13 protein-coding genes are annotated in these 19,356 nt (G+C 62.1%); 3 read left to right on the top strand and 10 right to left on the bottom strand.

Annotated elements, in window-relative coordinates:
• Positions 1 to 4 precede the first annotated feature (4 nt).
• The 9 genes from QMK55_RS23120 to QMK55_RS23080 all read right to left on the bottom strand — a co-directional run bounded on the left by QMK55_RS23120 (position 5) and on the right by QMK55_RS23080 (position 12,516).
• Positions 5 to 3,223: a transporter substrate-binding domain-containing protein gene (locus QMK55_RS23120; RefSeq protein WP_320330027.1), complete on the bottom strand. Its 3,219-nt coding sequence runs from the start codon at positions 3,221 to 3,223 to the stop codon at positions 5 to 7.
• Between the two features lie 8 nt (positions 3,224 to 3,231).
• Positions 3,232 to 3,858 carry a response regulator transcription factor gene (locus tag QMK55_RS23115; protein ID WP_320330026.1) on the bottom strand — a complete coding sequence of 209 codons (627 nt, stop codon included), beginning with the start codon at positions 3,856 to 3,858 and terminating at the stop codon, positions 3,232 to 3,234.
• 143 nt (positions 3,859 to 4,001) lie between these two features.
• The gene (locus QMK55_RS23110; protein ID WP_102355755.1) at positions 4,002 to 4,436 is read right to left on the bottom strand and encodes a chemotaxis protein CheY; all 435 of its coding nucleotides are present in this window, start codon (positions 4,434 to 4,436) and stop codon (positions 4,002 to 4,004) included.
• 87 nt (positions 4,437 to 4,523) lie between these two features.
• Positions 4,524 to 5,732, bottom strand: a complete 1,209-nt coding sequence (locus tag QMK55_RS23105) for an EAL domain-containing protein (RefSeq protein WP_102355754.1) — start codon at positions 5,730 to 5,732, stop codon at positions 4,524 to 4,526.
• 94 nt (positions 5,733 to 5,826) lie between these two features.
• Positions 5,827 to 6,192 carry a hypothetical protein gene (locus QMK55_RS23100; RefSeq protein WP_320330025.1) on the bottom strand — a complete coding sequence of 122 codons (366 nt, stop codon included), beginning with the start codon at positions 6,190 to 6,192 and terminating at the stop codon, positions 5,827 to 5,829.
• A gap of 236 nt (positions 6,193 to 6,428) precedes the next feature.
• Positions 6,429 to 7,145, bottom strand: coding sequence for an MgtC/SapB family protein (locus tag QMK55_RS23095; RefSeq protein WP_007968289.1), 717 nt, complete (start codon positions 7,143 to 7,145; stop codon positions 6,429 to 6,431).
• Positions 7,146 to 7,288: 143 nt separating this feature from the next.
• Positions 7,289 to 9,988, bottom strand: coding sequence for a magnesium-translocating P-type ATPase (gene mgtA / locus QMK55_RS23090; RefSeq protein WP_102355752.1), 2,700 nt, complete (start codon positions 9,986 to 9,988; stop codon positions 7,289 to 7,291).
• 573 nt (positions 9,989 to 10,561) lie between these two features.
• Positions 10,562 to 11,899 carry a lysine N(6)-hydroxylase/L-ornithine N(5)-oxygenase family protein gene (locus QMK55_RS23085; protein WP_320330024.1) on the bottom strand — a complete coding sequence of 446 codons (1,338 nt, stop codon included), beginning with the start codon at positions 11,897 to 11,899 and terminating at the stop codon, positions 10,562 to 10,564.
• A 134-nt stretch (positions 11,900 to 12,033) separates the two neighbouring features.
• Positions 12,034 to 12,516, bottom strand: coding sequence for a sigma-70 family RNA polymerase sigma factor (locus QMK55_RS23080; RefSeq protein ID WP_045122005.1), 483 nt, complete (start codon positions 12,514 to 12,516; stop codon positions 12,034 to 12,036).
• Positions 12,517 to 12,839: 323 nt separating this feature from the next.
• Here QMK55_RS23080 and QMK55_RS23075 point away from each other — a divergent pair, with 323 nt between their 5' ends.
• Genes QMK55_RS23075 through QMK55_RS23065 form a run of 3 tightly spaced genes read left to right on the top strand, consistent with a single transcriptional unit; the run spans position 12,840 to position 17,385 of the window.
• Entirely contained in the window at positions 12,840 to 14,012 is a 1,173-nt protein-coding gene (locus QMK55_RS23075) for an efflux RND transporter periplasmic adaptor subunit (RefSeq protein ID WP_102355750.1), read from the top strand.
• Positions 14,013 to 15,986 (top strand): MacB family efflux pump subunit, encoded by a 1,974-nt coding sequence (locus QMK55_RS23070; RefSeq protein ID WP_102355749.1) that lies wholly within the window; start codon positions 14,013 to 14,015, stop codon positions 15,984 to 15,986.
• 7 nt (positions 15,987 to 15,993) lie between these two features.
• Positions 15,994 to 17,385 (top strand): efflux transporter outer membrane subunit, encoded by a 1,392-nt coding sequence (locus QMK55_RS23065; RefSeq protein WP_320330023.1) that lies wholly within the window; start codon positions 15,994 to 15,996, stop codon positions 17,383 to 17,385.
• A gap of 291 nt (positions 17,386 to 17,676) precedes the next feature.
• Here QMK55_RS23065 and QMK55_RS23060 read toward each other — a convergent pair whose 3' ends face one another.
• Positions 17,677 to 19,296, bottom strand: a complete 1,620-nt coding sequence (locus QMK55_RS23060) for a PvdJ/PvdD/PvdP-like protein (RefSeq protein ID WP_102355747.1) — start codon at positions 19,294 to 19,296, stop codon at positions 17,677 to 17,679.
• Positions 19,297 to 19,356: the final 60 nt, after the last annotated feature.

Below are 19,356 nucleotides of genomic sequence, written 5' to 3'. Positions count from 1 at the left end.
TCGTTCAGGCCTGAAGACGTTGCGCGAGGCCGAGCATGGCCACGCGCAGCGCATCGGCCGAGCGCTCGACCGCTTGGCTTTCGGTGTCTCGACACGCCTGTTCGAGATCCGCACAAGCTGCCGCCACTCGTGCGGCACCGACCATCTGCGCGCCGCCCTTGATGTGATGCGCCAGCGTGCGCAATTCGCTCAGGTTCTGGGGGTGGCGCACAGCGTCCAGCCGTTGCAGGTCATCCTGCAGACTGCGCAACACTTGCTCCCGCAATCGTTGAATCACCGCGTGATCGTCACCGGCCATCTGTTCCAGCGCGCTCAGATCGAGCTCAGTCAGCGACAGCACCGGGTTTGGCTCGTACTCACTGTCGTGGTGACTGGCGCCCTGCAACGCCAGCGCCAGATCAGCCAGGCGGATCGGTTTGAACAGGCAATCATCCATGCCGGCCTCCAGACAGCGGACCTTCTCTTCGATCTGCGCATTGGCGGTAAAACCGAGGATCAAGCACCGCACCCTGCCACTCGCGGCCTCGTCGTCACGGATCGCCCGAGCCAACTCGTAGCCGTTGCGCCGTGGCATGTTGCAGTCAGTGATCAGCACATCGAACGCTTGTGCCCGCCAGCGCTCCAGGCCCTGCTCACCGTCCTCGATGTCGACCGTGCGATGGCCCAGTTCACTCAGTTGCCAGCACAGCAGCAGACGGTTGACCGGGTGATCATCCACCACCAGCACGCTGAGTGAGCACGTGGGCTTATCCGCGACCTCAGGGCTTGCCAGCTCAGGCTCACGCGCGGCCAGCCGTGGCAATTGCAGGCTGACTTCAACCCGGGTTCCCTGCCCGGGCGTACTGTCCAGGTGCAGGGTGCCGCCCATCATTTCGCAGAGGCTGCGGCTGATCACCAACCCCAGTCCCGAGCCGCTGCGCGCTGACTGGCCAGGGTTGCCGGCCTGGACAAACGGGCTGAACAGGCGCTGCTGGTCTTCGGCGCTGATGCCGATGCCGCTGTCGGCAATCTCGACTGTCACGGCCAACAGCCCCAGCGGTGTCGCGCTCACCGACAATTGCAGGCTCACCTGGCCGTGCCCGGTGAACTTGATCGCATTGCTCAACAGGTTCGACAGCACTTGCTTGAAGCGTGTCGGGTCGATCATCACGTCGACGTCACTCTGCGCATCCAGCTCGATGTACCACGCCAGGCGCTTCTGTCGCGCCAGCCCTTCGAACACCCGGCACACCGAGCTCACCAGTTCGCGCAGGTTGGCCCGCTCCGGCGCGAGGGAAAGATGCCCCGACTCAATGCGCGCGATGTCGAGAATGTCGCCGATCAGTGCAAGCAACTGCTGGCCGGCGCCGGACGCGACCTGAATCGCCAGGCGGTCGGTCACGCCCTCCTCGGCACGTTTGAGTGCAAGTTCGAGCATGCCGATCAAGGCGTTCATCGGGGTGCGGATTTCGTGGCTCATGGTCGCCAGAAAGGTGGTCTTGGCCCGATTGGCGTCGTCAGCCACATCCTTGGCCTGCTGCAACTGACGCAACCATTGCTGACGCTGACGCAACTGCCAGCGCTGAAAGCCGATCCAGGCCAGTGCCAGCACCAGCAACCCCGCCGCAGCGGCAAACCCCAGGAAAATCTCGCGGCGATGGCGCAGCCAATAGCTCTCCTCCACCACCACATCATGGCTCCAGCGCTCGACCAACTCGTCCATCTGCTGGGGCGCGATGCTCAGCAGCGCCTTGTTCAGGATCGTGTGCAGCGCCGAGCCTTGCGGGGCGGTAGCCAGGGCGATGCGGGCTGGTTGATCGCCAATGGTGTTGGTGATGCGCAGCCGCTCACGGTAATGACGAGCAATCAGAAAGCGCGCCACCAGCAATGAACTGACGGTCGCATCGGCCTGACCTTTGACAATCAGTTCCATGCCCTCGGCGGGGCTGCTGACCTCGACCAGACGCACCCGGGGCAGGCGCCGCAGAATGTAGTCGCGCAACGGATGACCGCGATAGATCGCCAGCCGCTTGCCCTGCAGATCGTCGAGGCTGCGCGGGCTGCGGGGCGCTGTCGATCCGACCAGCACAAACGGGTTGTTCAGGTATGCACGGGTGAACTGCAGCTCGGCTTCACGCTCACTGCTGGGCGTCACCACCGGCAATACATCGAGTTCGCCGGCCTTGAGCTGTTCGATCTGGCGGTCCAGCGACCGCCCACGGACCACCTCGAATTGCAGCCCGGTGCGCTGACTGATGAGGTTGAGCAGCTGCGCCGACAGCCCGCTGAAACGCCCGTCGGCATCAAAAAACGTCAGCGGTGCGAAGTCTTCGATCACTCCCACTCGTACCACCGGGTGCTGCTCCAGCCACTCCTGCTCGCTGGCGCTGAGGCGTACCCGAGACTGTGCGGCCACTTGCGCGCGCCCCGCACTCCAGCGTTGCTCGATCAACTGACGACGTTCCATGGGAATCGCCGCCAGCGCCTTGTCGATGAGGCGCTTGAGGCGGAGTTCGCTGCGCAGCAGGGCGAAACCGAAGGCGTTAGCGTCCAGTCCCGATGGCCCGGCCAGTTGCAGGTCATTGCGGTAGTTGGTGTTGATCAGGTAATTGCTGCTGATCAGGTCACCCAGGTACCCGTCATCGACCCCGAACGCCACCGCACCGAGTGCATCCATCGCCGAGGGGTAGCGCTGCACGTTCGCCCGGGGATAGAACGCCTGCACGCTGGCCAATGGCAGATAGTCCTCGACCATGGCGATGCGCTTGCCCGCCAGATCCGCTGGCAAGGTTTCGTCGAGTCGGGTCACCAGCATCGGCTGGTCTTCGGCGTAGGGGCGCGACAGGATGAAGTCCGGGTCGACGAGTTCGAAGCTGTTGGAGGTCCCCAGCAAGTCCAGTTCGCCGCGCTTGAGCGCTGCCATCACCGCGTCACGGTTGGCGAAGCGTTGCACGTCGATGCGCACACCGAGCAGTTGCGCCAGCAGTTCGGCGTAATCGGCAGTCAGTCCTTCCAGCTCCTGCCGATTGCGGGTGATTTCGAACGGCGGGTAATCCGCTCCGGAGATGCCCATGCGTATTTCCGGGTGCTGGTGTAGCCATTGTCGGTCCTGCTCGTCGAACGCGAGCTGGATATTCCCCAGCCCCGCCTGAGTCAACAGCTCAAGGCGCTGCGGCGGTTCACTGGCCCAGCAGAGGGTCGAGATGCCCAACCACAGCACATACAGCCAGCAAACCGGTCTCATCGGGACATTCAAATCAGATGATTGCGCTTGGCGAAATCGCGCAAGTGCACCGCTGAGTTCGTACCGAGCTTTTTCATCAAGCGGGTTTTATAGGTGCTGACGGTTTTATGGCTCAGGTGCATGTCTTCAGCAATTGCCTTGTTGGCCTTGCCCTGCGCCAGTTGCTCAAGGATGTTCAGCTCACGGTTGGACAGATCGTCGATCAGCTGTTTTTCGCTGCGGTGCAACGGGCTCGACGAATAGTCCTTGTCAGACGGCGCCGCGAAATAGGAATAGCCCGACATCAGCGCCTGGATTGCCTTGTGCAATTGCACCAGCTGGTTGGTTTTGGCTACGAAGCCCAAGGCTCCGGCACGCAGACAGCGGCCCTGATAATACCGCGGGTCCTGGGAGCTGAAGATCAGCACCTTGCACTTGGGGTCGATGGCCTTGAGCCGTTCCAGTACCTCCAGGCCACCGATTCCCGGCAGTTTGAGATCGAGCACCACCAGTTGGGGTTTGTACTTGCGGTTCAGCTCCATGGCTTCGCTGGCGCTCGCTGCTTCGTGAATCTCCTTGAACCGCTCGGTTTCGAGTACGAGCCTCACGGCCGCCCGCACCACCGGATGATCGTCGACGATCAGCGCTGACTTCATGACCGCTCCCAGTGCGAAAACAAGACGATGACGCCACCGGCGTCGGCTGCGCCTGACACGATGGCTGCGCAAAGACTGTTACACGGGAATCCGGCGGGATCTACCTGTCAGATCTGACAGTTGCGATCAGCGGTTATCCGTGCTCAAGCCCGACGCTGCAGGGCCGCGACCGGGTTCCAGACGTTCGATGCGCACACCGGGAGAACATCGACGTGCGCCATCAGGTGCTTGATCGCGGCGGCATTGGGCAGTGCGGCATGGCTGATCAGCACGTTCTCCTGAGCGAAGCCTGCCGCTGTCTGCTCCGGGGCCGATGGCTCGTTGTAGATCAGGGCGTGACGCACATGCGGGTTGTTCAGGAAAAAGCCGAGCAGATCCAGAGACCCGCCTGCCAGCTCGGCGTTGATGACCACAGCGTCGAACGGTTCAGTGCCGTACTCCACCAGCGTCAGCAGTTCCAGCAGGCTCTGTACCGGGGCAACACGGAAGTATTCGAGGCCATTGAACAGGCGCTCGATCTTCATCCGGTGAAAATGCTGCGCGTCGGCAATCAGGATACGCAGGGTTTTATTGATCATGCTCGTTCTCCTGGAGGTCGAGGGGGGATGTACCAAGACTACGCACGGCACTGGAACAGCTCTGTAGGACCTTTCCTAAAAAACCGGTCACTCGTCCGAGCCCTTCGCGTGGCTGCGCCGTTGCAACCAATTCAACAAATCGGCCCCGGCCATCGGCCTCGCGTACCAGTAGCCCTGCCCCTGCGTGCAGCCCAGCGCCAGCAGTTCGCGACGTTGCGCATCGGTCTCGATGCCTTCGATCACCACCGCCATGCCCAGCGTTTCACCCAACGCCAGGGTGCTGCTGATCGCCGCACGGCAACGTGGCTCATACTCGAGGCTGCGGATGAACTCGGCGTCGAGCTTGATTTCGTTGAACGGCAACTGGCACAGACGCTGCAACGAAGAAAACCCCGCACCGAAGTCATCGATGGACAGACGACAGCCCATCATCCGCAACCGCACCAGACTCTCCAGGCTGGTGGCGGGCGCTTCCAGCAGGCCGCTTTCAGTCAGTTCGAAAGTCAGGCTCGATCCCGCCACGGCATGCCGCGCCAGGGTGGCTTTAAGGGTATTGGCCAACTCCGGATTGGCCAATTGCACGGTTTGCAGATTGAACGCCATATTCAGCGCGAAGCCCTGGGCCCGAGCGCTCTGGTGCAGGCCCAGCGCCTGTTCCAGCTGGGAAAACAGCAGGTCGTCGAGCAAGCCACAGCGCTCCAGCACCGACATGAACTGCGCCGGGGCGATAATCCCCCGGGTCGGATGCAGCCAGCGGCAGAGCACCTCGACACCGCAGACTTCTCCGGTGTGCAGGTTGAATTTGGGTTGATACCAGGCATGCAGTTGCTGATCGGCCAACGCCTGACGCACTGACGCTTCACTGGCCAGCTCCACTGCCCCGGCCGTGCTATCAGCGATGACCGGTCTGTCGACGAACGAGTCCAACAGCCCTGCCAGCACCTGCGCATGCATCGGTTTGCCGACATCGCCCAACAGTTCCAGACCGAGCAATGTCACCATCTGATGCACCGCCCGACGCAGATCCGCCGACAACGAACTGCAGATGATGACCGCCTTCACTTGCCCGGAGGCCCCCACCCGCTGCAGGAATTGAAGACCGTCCATGCCCTCCATCTGCAAGTCGCACAGGGCAATATCGACCCTGCCGACCTCATCGAGCAGCGCCAGCGCCTGCGCCCCGTCACTGGCTTCGAACACCTGGTGGCAACCCAGGCTCTGCAGCATGCTGACCGCCACCGAACGCTGGAACGGGTGGTCTTCAAGCACCAGGATACGAAGCGGCGGATTGGACATGGTTTTGGGCTCGTGGTGAGTGAAAGACCTATGAGCGTCCGCTACCTGAGCGTTGAACTCACGGGGAAAGGTCGGAAACGGCGTGGGAAATTGCCTAAACATCGAGGTACGCCAGCACCGTGCCAAGGCTCTGTCGGTCCAGCGTACGCAGCATGAACAGCTGCCGTCGACCGGTCGCAAATATCGCCTCAGCCTGCGGCAGACCCCGCCGGGCATCGTGGATCACGCCATGCCGAATCTGTGGATTGCTCTGAAAGAACCGCACCGGATCAACCCCCGTCATGGCAATCAACTCGCCATTGATGATCATCAGATCGTATTGCTCGAACGGGTCATGGGCGTAATGCGTCAAAGCCAGCAGTTCACGAAACGAACGTATCGGCGTGAGATCGCGATAGCCCAGTTCGTTGCAGACTCGGGCGATTCTGGACTGCAGGGCGGGCTGTTCTTCGACGATCACGATTCGCCTGCACTTGTAGGACATAGAATTCAACGGCGTAGGAAATGTGCTGAACACGCTAACCAGAACGCTTCAAAATCTATGTAGGAAAAGTCCTAAAAACAGGCAGAATTCTCTGGAAAACCGAAAAAATCGCCGCACAGGTCCGATCCGACGCGGCGATTTTCTTGCCGGAGGTAGCGATAACCCGGGGTTACGCTGAAGGGCTGTTCAATTGGCGGCTCGATACGATTGCCTTACTCCGTGGTACTCGGACTCCAGAACGCCTGCACCACCAGCGCCGACGTGGAAATCCGCGCCACCAGCGCGTCCAGTTCGTCGCCGTCTACCGAGGTGGTCGCCAGCGTGGCTTCGATCTCGATTTCGTCGGCGCCAAAGGCATGCACGTCGACGTCACTGGCCGGGTAGTTGCTGCGCTCCAGCTCGGCTTCGAGCAGGGCGAACACGGCTTTCTGCTGCGAACGCCGGGCAATGACATAAACGATGTTGGTGACTTCCGCCGAGACCACGTCCAGTGGCTGGCGGTTGATGTTGTTGACGATCGGCCGCAGCAAGGTGTTGGCGGCGAGGATGAATAGCGTGCCGAGCACCGCTTCGGCCAACAGGTCGGCACCGGCGCAGGCGCCGACGGCGGCTGAGGTCCACAGGGTGGCGGCGGTGTTGAGACCGCGCACGTTGCCCTCTTCGCGCATGATCACCCCGGCACCGAGAAAACCGATGCCGGAGACCACGTAGGCGACCACCCGCACCGCGCCTTCAGCGCCGCCGAGGCGGTTGGCCATGTCGACAAAAATTGCCGCGCCGACGGCCACCAGCACATTGGTGCGCAGGCCGGCGGTGCGTTGCCGGTACTGGCGCTCGAAACCGATCAGGCCACCGAGGATGAACGCCGCGCTGAGGCTGACGAGGGTGTCGAGCAGCGAGGTGAGGTTGAGGTTGTTGATGGCTTGCATGATGAAGCTCCTTGAATAAACCACGGTCCCCTGTGGGAGCGGGCTTGCTCGCGAAGGCGGTGTGTCAGCCACTACAACTGTGACTGAACAACCGCCTTCGCGAGCAAGCCCGCTCCCACAGGGGAACAGTGTTGTCCGAACCTTTATTGCCAGCCGAATCGGCGGATATAGAAGCCTTTCACCGCCTGGGTCAGCGCCATGTACGCCAGCAGGATCACCGGCAAGAACACGAAATACATCGACGGCAGCGCCTGCAGTTTGAAGTAGTTCGCCAGCGGCCCCATCGGCAGGAAGATCCCGACGGCCATGATGATTCCGGTCATCACCAGCAGCGGCATGGCTGCACGGCTTTGCAGGAACGGAATCTTCGGCGTGCGGATCATGTGCACGATCAGCGTCTGGGTCAGCAGCCCCACCACGAACCAGCCGGACTGGAACAGGGTCTGGTGATCCGGGGTGTTGGCATCGAACACATACCACATCAAGGCGAACGTCAGGATGTCAAAGATCGAACTGATCGGGCCGAAGAACAGCATGAAGCGACCGACATCACCCGGCTGCCAGCGCTGTGGCTTTTTCAGCATTTCCTCGTCGACGTTGTCGAACGGAATCGCAATCTGCGAAATGTCGTAGAGCAGGTTCTGTACCAGCAGGTGCATCGGCAGCATCGGCAGGAACGGGATGAACGCACTGGCCACCAGCACCGAGAACACGTTGCCGAAGTTGGAACTGGCGGTCATCTTGATGTACTTGAGCATGTTGGCGAAGGTGCGGCGCCCTTCGAGCACGCCCTCCTCCAGCACCATCAGGCTCTTTTCCAGAAGGATGATGTCGGCGGCTTCCTTGGCAATGTCCACCGCGCTGTCTACCGAGATACCGATGTCGGCAGTGCGCAGCGCCGGGGCGTCGTTGATCCCGTCGCCCATGAAACCGACCACGTGCCCATTGCCCTTGAGGATGCGCACGATGCGCTCCTTGTGCGATGGCGTAAGCTTGGCGAACACGTTGGTTTTCTCAACCGCCACGGCCAGTTCGGCATCGCTCATGCGCTCGACATCGTTACCCAGCAGCAAGCCCTGTTGCGCGAGGCCGACTTCGCGGCAGATCTTCGCAGTCACCAGCTCGTTGTCGCCGGTCAGTACTTTGACCGCCACGCCATGCTCGGCCAGGGCCTTGAGCGCCGGTGCGGTGCTTTCCTTCGGTGGATCGAGGAACGCCACGTAACCGATCAGCGTCAGTTCCTGCTCGTCCGCCAGACTGTAGGTGTCGCGACCTTCGGGCATCGAGCGGGCAGCCACCGCCACCACGCGCAAGCCTTCAGCGTTGAATGCTGCGGTGACCTGACGTATCCGGGTCAGCAATTCATCGCTCAAGGCTTCCTCGACATCACCGTGCTGCACACGGCTGCACACCGCCAGCACTTCTTCCACCGCGCCTTTGCAGATCAGCAGATGTGGCTCGCCACGCCCTTCGACCACCACCGACATGCGCCGACGATTGAAGTCGAACGGGATCTCGTCGACCTTGCGAAACGCCGTGCCGACTTTAAGTTCACGGTGGATTTCCACGTGTTCCAGCACCGCCACGTCGAGCAGGTTTTTCAGCCCTGTCTGGTAGTAGCTGTTGAGATAAGCCATTTCCAGCACGTCATCGGAGTCGTTCCCCCAGACGTCGACGTTGCGCGCGAGGAAGATCTTGTCCTGAGTCAGGGTGCCGGTCTTGTCGGTGCACAGCACGTCCATCGCGCCGAAGTTCTGAATCGCGTCCAGGCGCTTGACGATGACTTTCTTGCGCGACAGGAACACCGCGCCCTTGGCCAGCGTCGAGGTGACGATCATCGGCAGCATTTCCGGGGTCAGACCGACGGCGATCGACAGTGCGAACAGCAGTGCTTCAGTCCAGTCGCCCTTGGTGAAACCGTTGATGAACAGCACCAGCGGCGCCATGACGAACATGAAGCGGATCAGCAGCCAGCTGACTTTGTTCACGCCCATCTGGAACGAGGTCACGGCCCGGTCAGTCGCACCGACCCGTTGTGCCAGCGCGCCGAAATAGGTGCTGTTGCCGGTGGTGAGAATCACCGCCACGGCCGTGCCGGACACCACGTTGGTGCCCATGAACAAAATGTTTTCCAGTTCCAGCGGATTGCGCGTGTCGCGATCGGCCTGACGCGGGAATTTCTCCACCGGCATCGATTCACCGGTCATCGCTGCCTGGCTGACGAACAGATCCTTGGCGCTGAGCACCCGGCAGTCGGCCGGAATCATGTCGCCGGCCGACAGTACGATCAGGTCACCCGGCACCAATTGCTTGATCGGCAGCTCAATGCGCGGCTCATCGCGACGCATCACCGTGGCGGTGTTGCTGACCATCGCCTTGAGCGCGTCGGCGGCCTGGTTGGATTTGCTTTCCTGCCAGAAGCGCAACAGCGTCGACAGCACCACCATCGAGAAGATCACGGTGGCGGCTTTCAGGTCTTCGGTCAGCCAGGAGATGACCGCCAACAGGGTCAGCAGCAGGTTGAACGGGTTTTTGTAGCAGTGCCACAGGTGGGTCCACCACGGCAGCGGCTGCTCGTGTTCGACTTCGTTGAGGCCGTACTGCGCGCGCAGTGCGTCGACTTCAAAGTCGGTCAGACCGTCGGTGTGGGTGCCCAGCGACGACAGCAGTTCGCCGCTGTCGCGATGAGCCGCATCGACCAGGGTGTTGGCCAGGGTGGGCGGTACTTCACGGCTGACCGTGGTGTCGTTGATCGATTCCAGCAACGCCAGACGACGGAAGTGCCGGGCGATGTGGCGTGTGCGCAGGAAGCCTGCGAAAAATTCCTTGAGCGTAAGTTTCATGGCTGTTGCCCCTATGGTCAGCCGGGAAACCGTCAAGCAGGTACAGCCGCGCCTCGTCCACCGGAAAAACCGGTACGGCAAGGCTTGGCGCGCCAGGCAGAAAAGACTGGCGTGTCGATAGAGTTGCGATGACGACCCTAAAGGTCGAAACCACACTTTTTCAGTGTCGATGAGAAGGACGTCGGGACATGACCTTACTGGTCATGCTCAGGATGCCGCTGCTCGCTTTACGGCGAGACAACGGCAGAGAAAGGCTGCGCGTTATCTTGCCGAGAATCTGCCGGTTACCGAGACCGGCCGACAACTGTCACTCGAACAAGTACCCACTGTGGGTCTCCGCTATTGATGAAAACGCGCGAAGCTTACGCCTCGATGATTGGAGAGTAAACCCGCGAAAGGAAGTGTGTCGGGGAATGTCAGGAATGTTCAGGAAGGGTTCAGGATGATCGTTCCCATGCTCTGCGTGGGAATGCAGCCCGGGACGCTCCGCGTCCCTATCGAAGGCCGAACGCGGAGCGTACGTTGAGGCGTTCCCACGCAGAGCGTGGGAACGATCTGGCCTGGAAATCGGCGTTAGCTGGCAGTCGCCAACAACAGATCCGCCATCGAACGGCTGTGCCCACGGTTCTTGCCGTGCTCATACAGCGAACCGGCGATCTCGTCGGCCCGCACCGGCAACACCGACAGCAGTGTGTCGCTCAGACCATGGCTGGCCTGGCAGAAGCCCTGCATGTACAGGCCGGCCTTGCAGCGTTCGTCGGTGATCAGTTTGTAGTTGCGATCGACCTCGAAGTCGCCCAGGTATTCCTGCAGCGGCGCCAGCAGTTTGCGGTGCATCTGACGCTCGTAACCGGTGGCCAGCACCACCGCGTCGTAGATGCGCACGGTGACTTCGCCGGTGGCGTTGTTGCGCACCGCCAGTTCGATACCGCGCTCGGTGGCGGTGGCGCTCTCGACGGTGGTCAGGGTGCGGAACGCATGACGGGCGATGCCCGAGACTTTCTGGCGATAGAAGATGCCGTAGATGCGCTCGATCAGATCGATGTCCACCACCGAGTAGTTGGTGTTGTGGTACTCGTTGACCAGGCGTTCACGCTCGGCGCTGTTCTGCTGGAACACCAGGTCGGTGAACTCCGGCGAAAACACTTCGTTGACGAACGGGCTGTCGTCCGCAGGCTTGAGGGCCGAGCCGCGCAGGATCATGTCGACCTGCACCGAGGGGAACGAATCATTGAGGTCGATGAACGCTTCCGCCGCGCTCTGTCCACCGCCGATGATCGCGATGCTCATCGGTTGATTGTTCACGCACGGCTGTTTGGCCATCTGCGACAGGTATTGCGAGTGATGGAACACACGGCTGTCGCCCTTGAGCGCCTTGAACGCCTCGGGAATACGCGGCGTGCCGCCGGCGCTGACCACCACCGAACGTGCGGTGCGCACGAACTGCTGGCCGGCGGTATCGCGGGAGATCACGCGCAGCGCTTCAACCTGATGGTTGTGCAGCACCGGCTCGATGGCCAGCACTTCTTCACCATAACAGCTCTGCTCGGTGAACTGCCCGGCGACCCAGCGCAGGTAGTCGTTGTACTCCATGCGGCACGGGTAGAAGGTGCCGAGGTTGATGAAGTCGACCAGGCGGCCGTGGGCCTTCAGGTAGTTGACGAACGAGTACGGGCTGGTCGGGTTGCGCAGGGTCACCAGATCCTTGAGAAAGGAAATCTGCAACTCGCTTTGGGTCGACAGGGTATTGCCGTGCCAGCTGTAGTCGGCCTGCTTGTCGAGGAACAGCACATCCAGCTCGCCGTGGGTCGGGCCGCGCTCTTGCAGAGCGATGGCCAGCGCCAGGTTCGAAGGGCCGAAACCGACGCCGATCAGGTCGTGAACGATGGGCGATGCAATTGCCTGAGTCATTTCCAGTGTCCTCTGGATGAACCCCTCAACAAGGGGAAAGGAGAGCCTAAGTGACCTGACCGGCCTTGAGCAGGACAGCAGGTCGTCTGTTGAGTAGGAACGAGGACAGTGAAATAAAATTTAACGATGTCGGCTCAATGGGCATCCCATTGCTTGATGCGCAGGCGGCAATGCTTCATCGCATTGACGATGTGCTTTTCCACCAGCGCCTTGGAAATGCCCAGGTGTTCGGCGATCTGTGGGTGCGACAGGCCTTCGATCTTGCGCAGCAGAAAACTGTCGCGGCACAGCGGCGACAGCTCTGCCAGTGCGCGCTGCAGCATCTCCAGACGCTGGCCGTGATCGAGGGTGCCGTGGGGCGACGGGGTGAAATAGCGCTCTTCGCTGTCGAGCACTTCCAGCGGTTCGACCTGGCGCAAGGCGTTACGCCGATGATCGTCGATGACCAGATTCAACGCCGTGCGATAAAGAAAGGCCCGGGGCTGCTCGATCGGCGTGTCGCTGGAACGCTCCAGAACCCGCACATAAGCGTCATGCACCACATCTTCGGCGACCTGACGGTTGCCGAGCTTGGCGTTCAGGAAACACACCAGCTCGCGATAGTAGTTTTCCAACATGACTCCCGGCCGCTTCGATGCGGATTCGATCCTTGAGCACACTGATCGACGGCCCCGCAAACACGGGTAGCAAGATAGTGGCAACTTGAGGCACGTAATTTATAGTAATTCTCATATAGATTTAAAGTGGCGTTTGTCGTTGCCCGCTAAATAGTGCCGTTCTATACCTGTAACATCCTGTGTCTTCGCTTAAATTCCCTTCTGCTTTCATCGTTTACAGGACAGCTCCCCGTGTCTGTCGCGCCCTGCGACAGCGTTCAGCGGCTGCCCGCCTTCTGCGTGCAGCCGAACGACGGGCCGAATTCCACTGGCCGGAACCCTGCATGAAACGTCCCCGCCCCGCCCGACGCGCCCTGCTCGTAGTCCTTTGTCTGATCCCCGTTGTTGCCTACGCCGCGTGGCAAATCATGCCGCCGGGCCGGGACCGCTTCGCCACCGTGCAAGTCACCCGTGGCGACATCGAAAGCAGCGTCACCGCGCTGGGCACCCTGCAACCGCGACGTTATGTGGATGTCGGTGCGCAGGCCTCCGGGCAGATCCAGAAAATCCACGTGGAAGTCGGTGATGTGGTCAAGGAAGGCCAGTTGCTGGTGGAAATCGATCCGTCCACGCAGAAAGCCAAACTCGATGCCGGGCGCTTCTCCATCGAAAACCTCAAGGCGCAATTGCAGGAACAACGCGCCCAGCATGAGCTGGCGCAACAGAAGTACCAGCGTCAGCAGCATCTGGCCGCCGGCGGCGCTACCCGTGACGAAGACGTGCAGACCGCACGCGCCGAACTGAAAGCCACGCAGGCGCGCATCGACATGTTCCAGGCGCAGATCCGCCAGGCTGAAGCCAGCCTGCGCAGCGATCAGGCCGAACTCGGCTACACCCGGATCTACGCGCCGATGGCCGGCACCGTGGTCGCCCTCGACGCCCGCGAAGGCCAGACCCTCAACGCGCAACAACAGACACCGCTGATCCTGCGCATCGCCAAACTGTCGCCGATGACGGTGTGGGCCGAGGTGTCCGAGGCCGACATCGGCCACGTCAAACCGGGCATGACCGCCTACTTCACCACCCTCAGCGGCGGCCAGCGACGCTGGAGCAGCACCGTGCGGCAGATTCTGCCGGTGCCGCCCAAGCCGCTGGACCAGACCAGCCAGGGCGGCGGCAGCCCGGCCAGCACCAGCAAAAGCGGCAGCGCGCGCGTGGTGTTGTACACCGTGCTGCTCGACGTCGATAACGCCGACAACGCCTTGATGGCGGAGATGACCACCCAGGTGTTTTTCGTCGCCGACCAGGCCAAAGGTGTGCTCACCGCGCCGGTCGTCGCCTTGCAGGGCAGCACCACCGCCAACCTGCAGACCGCGCAGGTAATCGCTGCCAATGGCGACATCCAGCAGCGCGAGGTGCGCACCGGGATTAGCGACCGGCTCAAGGTGCAGATTGTCGACGGCCTCAACGAAGGCGATCATCTGTTGATTGGCCCGGCCGACGGCAACGGGGGCTGAATGCAAACGCCTCTGATCGACCTGCAGGACATCCGCAAATCCTACGGTGGCGGCGACGCCCCCGAGGTTCACGTGCTGCGCGGTATCGACCTGTCGATCCACGCCGGTGAGTTCGTGGCGATTGTCGGCGCTTCCGGCTCCGGTAAATCGACCCTGATGAACATCCTCGGCTGCCTCGACCGCCCAACGTCCGGCGAGTACCGTTTTGCCGGGGAAAACGTCGCCGGCCTCGACAGCGACGAGCTGGCCTGGCTACGCCGCGAAGCCTTCGGTTTTGTGTTTCAGGGTTATCACCTGATTCCGTCCGGCTCGGCCCAGGAAAACGTCGAGATGCCGGCTATCTATGCCGGCACTCCCGCCGCCGAACGTCACGCCCGCGCTGCCGCCCTGCTCGACCGTCTCGGCCTGGCCTCGCGCACCGGCAACCGCCCGCATCAGTTGTCCGGCGGTCAGCAGCAACGGGTGTCGATTGCCCGGGCGCTGATGAACGGCGGCCACATTATTCTCGCCGACGAACCCACCGGCGCCCTCGACAGCCACAGCGGCAAAGAGGTGATGGCGCTGCTCGACGAACTGGCGAGCCAGGGCCACGTGGTGATCCTCATCACCCACGACCGCGAAGTCGCGGCCCGGGCCAAGCGCATCATCGAAATTCGCGACGGCCTGATCATCAGCGATAGCGCCCGGGACAATCCCGAAGCGCAGACCAGCGCCAACCCCGGCGCCCTGCAAGCGGTCGATCTGCGCAAGCGTCTGGCCGTGGGCGCGGAAGCCACCGGTGCCTGGAAAGGTGAATTGGTCGATGCCCTGCACGCGGCATGGCGGGTGATGTGGATCAACCGCTTTCGCACCGCACTGACCTTGCTCGGGATCATCATCGGCGTGGCGTCGGTGGTGGTCATGCTGGCGGTCGGCGAAGGCAGCAAACGCCAGGTGATGGCACAGATGGGCGCGTTCGGTTCGAACATCATTTATCTGAGTGGCTCGGCGCCCAATCCGCGTACACCGCCAGGGATCATCACGCTGGACGATGTGCATGCACTGGCCAGCCTGCCGCAAGTCCAGCGGATCATGCCGGTCAACGGTGCCGAAGCCGGCGTGCGATACGGCAATGCCGACCACCTGAGTTACGTGGGCGGTAACGACACAAACTTCCCGGCGATCTTCAACTGGCCGGTGGTGCAAGGCAGCTATTTCACTGAAGCCGACGAGCAGAATGCCGCAGCCGTCGCGGTGATCGGCCACAAAGTCCGGAGCAAACTGCTCAAGGATGTGCTCAACCCGATCGGCCAATACATCCTGATCGAGAATGTGCCGTTCCAGGTGGTCGGCGTGCTGGCGGAAAAAGGCGCCAGCTCCGGCGACTCCGACAGCGACAATCGCATCGCCATCCCTTATTCGGCAGCCAGCGTCAGGCTGTTCGGCACACGCAATCCGGAATACGTGGCCATCGCCGCCGCCGACGCGCGCAAGGTCAAGGACACCGAGCAGGCCATTGAGCAACTGATGCTGCGCCTGCACAACGGCAAGAAGGATTTCGAACTGACCAACAACGCCGCGATGATCCAGGCCGAAGCGCGCACCCAGAACACCCTGTCGCTGATGCTCGGTTCGATTGCCGCGATCTCGCTGCTGGTCGGCGGCATCGGCGTGATGAACATCATGCTCATGACCGTACGCGAGCGTACTCGCGAGATCGGCATTCGCATGGCTACCGGCGCCCGCCAACGCGACATCCTGCGCCAGTTTCTCACCGAAGCGGTGATGCTCTCGGTGGTCGGCGGCATTGCCGGGATCGCCCTGGCGCTGATCGTCGGCGGCGTGCTGATCCTCAGCGAAGTGGCCGTGGCCTTTTCCTTGATGGCGGTACTCGGCGCGTTCGGCTGCGCCCTGGTCACCGGTGTTGTCTTCGGCTTCATGCCTGCCCGCAAAGCTGCCCGGCTCGACCCGGTCACGGCTCTTACCAGTGAATGATCGACCTATGAAACCGCGTCTCAGCCTGTTGACCGTGTGCCTGTTCCTCAGCGCCTGCGGCAGTCCCGTACAGCGTCCAGACAGCGGCGTACAAGCGCCGGCCGCCTGGCAATCACCCCATGCCGCCAGCGTCGCACGCATTGATCCACAGTGGTGGACACAGTTCGGCAGCCCCGAACTCGACCGCCTGATCGAGCAGGCACGCCTGGGCAGTTTCGACCTCGCCGCTGCCGTCGCCCGCGTGCGTCAGGCCCAGGCCGCAACGGTGATTGCCGGTGGTTCGCTGCTGCCCGAGGTCAAGGCCGGCCTCAATGCCAACCGACAGAAACTGCTGCGCGGCAGCGGCTACAGCCAACTGGACACCAACAGCAGCAACAAGGCCGTGGACTATTTCGACAGCAACCTCAGTGCCACTTACGAGGTCGACTTCTGGGGCGGCAATCGCGCCGCTCGCGACAGCGCGCAATTCAGCCTGCAAGCCAGTGAATTCGATCGGGCGACCGTCGAACTGACGCTGTTCAGCGGGGTCGCCAACAGCTATGCGCAAACCTTGTCCCTGCGTGAACAAAGGCGCATCGCCGAATTGAATCTGGCCAACGCGCAGAGCGTATTGAAACTGGTGCAGACCCGCTTCGAGGCAGGCTCGGCCACCGCCCTGGAACTGGCCCAGCAGAAAAGCCTGGTCGCCGCCCAGCAATGGCAATTGCCACGGGTGCAGCAACAGGCCGAGGACGCGTTGATCGGCCTCGCCGCCCTGCTCGGCCGACCGGTGCAGCAGGTGTCGCCGCAGGCTTCCTTCGCGCAACTGCAGTGGCCACCGATCGATGCCGGCGTGCCCAGTGAGTTGCTCAGCCGCCGTCCGGACATCGCCCGCGCCGAGGCGCAACTGGCCGCCGCCGAAGCGGACGTCAAGGTCGCCCGTGCCGCCATGCTGCCGAAGCTGACCCTGACCGCCCAGCTCGGCTCGGGTGCCAACCAGTTCGATGACCTGCTGCGCAACCCGTTCTACAACCTCACGGCCGGTCTGGTTGCACCGATTTTCAACAATGGCCGCCTGAGCGCCGAACGCGACAAGGCCAAGGCTCGTCAGGAGGAACTGCTGGAGACCTATCGCGGCGCGATCATCAATGGTTTCGCCGACGTGGAAAAAGCCCTGAACAGCATTCGCGGGCTGGATCGCCAGCGTCAGTGGCAGAGCGAAGAACTGAATCAGGCGCAGACCGCATTCGACATCGCCCAAAGCCGTTACCAGGCCGGTGCAGAAGACTTGCTGAGCGTCCTCGAAACCCAGCGCACACTGTATGCGGCGCAGGACCAGAGCGTGCAACTGCGCCTGGCGCGGATGCAAGCCAGCATCGCCTTGTACAAGGCACTTGGCGGTGGGTGGCAGACTTTGTAATGGCTGCGCCCGACGGATCGCTTTCGCAAGCAGGCTCGCCCCCACATTTGATCGCGTTCCCTCAGAAGGAATGCGCTCTCATGTAGGAGTGAGCCTGCTCGCGGTGGCGGCGGCTCGGGCAAGATGATGTCGACTGATCGGGCGCTTTCGCGAGCAGGCTCGCTCCCACATTTGATCGCGTTCCCTCAGAAGGAATGCGCTCCTACAGGAGGTTGTGGTCAGCTCAGACATTGTGGTCTGACATCAAACCTGTGGGAGCGGGCTTGCTCGCGAAGAACGATAACGCGGTGCTTAAGCCGGACTGGACTTGGCTTTCAGATTGCGCGCATACCATGGCCGCTGCGGCACGCGACGGAACAGACCGGCGAGTTTTTCCTCGTCGGTGATAAAGGTGATGCGCAGCGCCAGCTTCATGGTTTCCGGATCCATCTCCACCGTCTTGCCCATCTGCAGCCCCGGCGTGGTGCTGCAGCCATGGGTGATCGGCCCAAGCCACGGGTCATCGACTTCTACCCAGCGCCCCGGGGCAAACCATGGCACGCCACTGACCTGCAGCCGCGTGACTTCACCCGGATGGAACCGCTCGTGAGCGCGGAACCAGTCCTCGATGCGATCATCGATCCAGCCATGGAAATGCCAGAACGTCGGGTTGACGTGGGAAGAAAACGGATCGCCAAGGAAGTCGTTTTCGGCGTTGTACCAGCGGGCAGCGAAGTCCGCCGGATCGCGGGCAAACGGCACCGGCTGACCGCTGGAGGGATCACGCGGCACTGAGGCCCAGCGCATGTGCAGCCAGTCATGCAGGCCCAACTCGACTTCGGAGCCGAACTGGCCGAGGGTGAGCCGGGCCAGGTACGCCGGATCGCGGTACTGCGACTCCCAGACCTGGAAGTTGCTTTCGTAGGTCTCGGCAGTCTTGATGTCGCTGACCCACTGACTGAATTCGTCATCGCCCGTAGCTGTCCAGGTCGGCGGCAAGGCCGTGCCATCGTGATTGTCGAAATAGCGGGCAAAGCCGACGCGGTCGCGGATCAGCTCCGGCTGCGGCAGCGGGAAAAACGCCCAGGACGGCAGATCCTGCATCGAGCGCGCCGTCCCGAGCATGTGCCGGTGCATGAAGAAAAAGTCCACGCCCGAGCCATTGCGATCCTTGCGTGGGCCACGCGCATCGCGCTCCTTGTCGCGCGGGCCGGGCTGCCAGCCAATGCCACGCAAGGCCTCGCGCTTGTCTTCGGGCAATTTGTGCCACTTGTCCCGGGTCGCATGCCACAACTGGTGAAACAGTCGATGCTCGGGGGAGATCAGCCACGCCAGCAACGTCGGGTTGAGCGGCGTGCGCTCGCGGGCTTCGGGAAACAGCCGCTTGACGGCGACGAAGTGGTTGTCCTGCGCCGGCAAAGCCAGTGACCGATCCAGGCGTAACGCCTTGCCGCTGAGCGTGCCACTGCCGGCATTGCCGAAATCGGCCCAGACCTCATCAAGGATCATCTCCAGCTCATAGCTGATCTGGCCATCGGCGCCGATCAGGCGCCAGCTCAGTTTCGCCGCATCGGCTGCCGCGAGGTCACCTAGAATTCGGTACCGCGGTGTTTCGCCGGAACGCAGGCGCTCGGGCGTGTCGAGAAAACCGCACACGCCGCGCCCCTTCTGGCCGATGTCGAGAAACACTTGCAGGCCCTTGAGCGGCAGACCTTCGAGGCCTGCATCACGACCTTCGAAACGGATATCCCACACCCCGCGCAACGCATTGGCCAAGCGCTGCCCGGCCCTGTCGGCGACGTCGAAAGACGCTTCGCCCGGGGTGATCGTCGGATCCGGCTTCGTCCATTCACGATGCCCAAAATACGCCGCAGGCACGGCAGCGCCGGTCAGCGCCAGGCCCGCCATGAACCATCGTCGAGAAATCTTCATTGCCCTACCTGTGTCAGCCATGAAGCAGGCTTTATCCAAGCTAGAACGTTTGTTGCCCCG

It is taken from the genome of Pseudomonas sp. P8_229 (assembly GCF_034008635.1).
Taxonomy (GTDB): domain Bacteria; phylum Pseudomonadota; class Gammaproteobacteria; order Pseudomonadales; family Pseudomonadaceae; genus Aquipseudomonas.
Note: the sequence above shows the minus strand (reverse complement) of the source record. Positions and strands in the feature narration are given on the sequence as shown.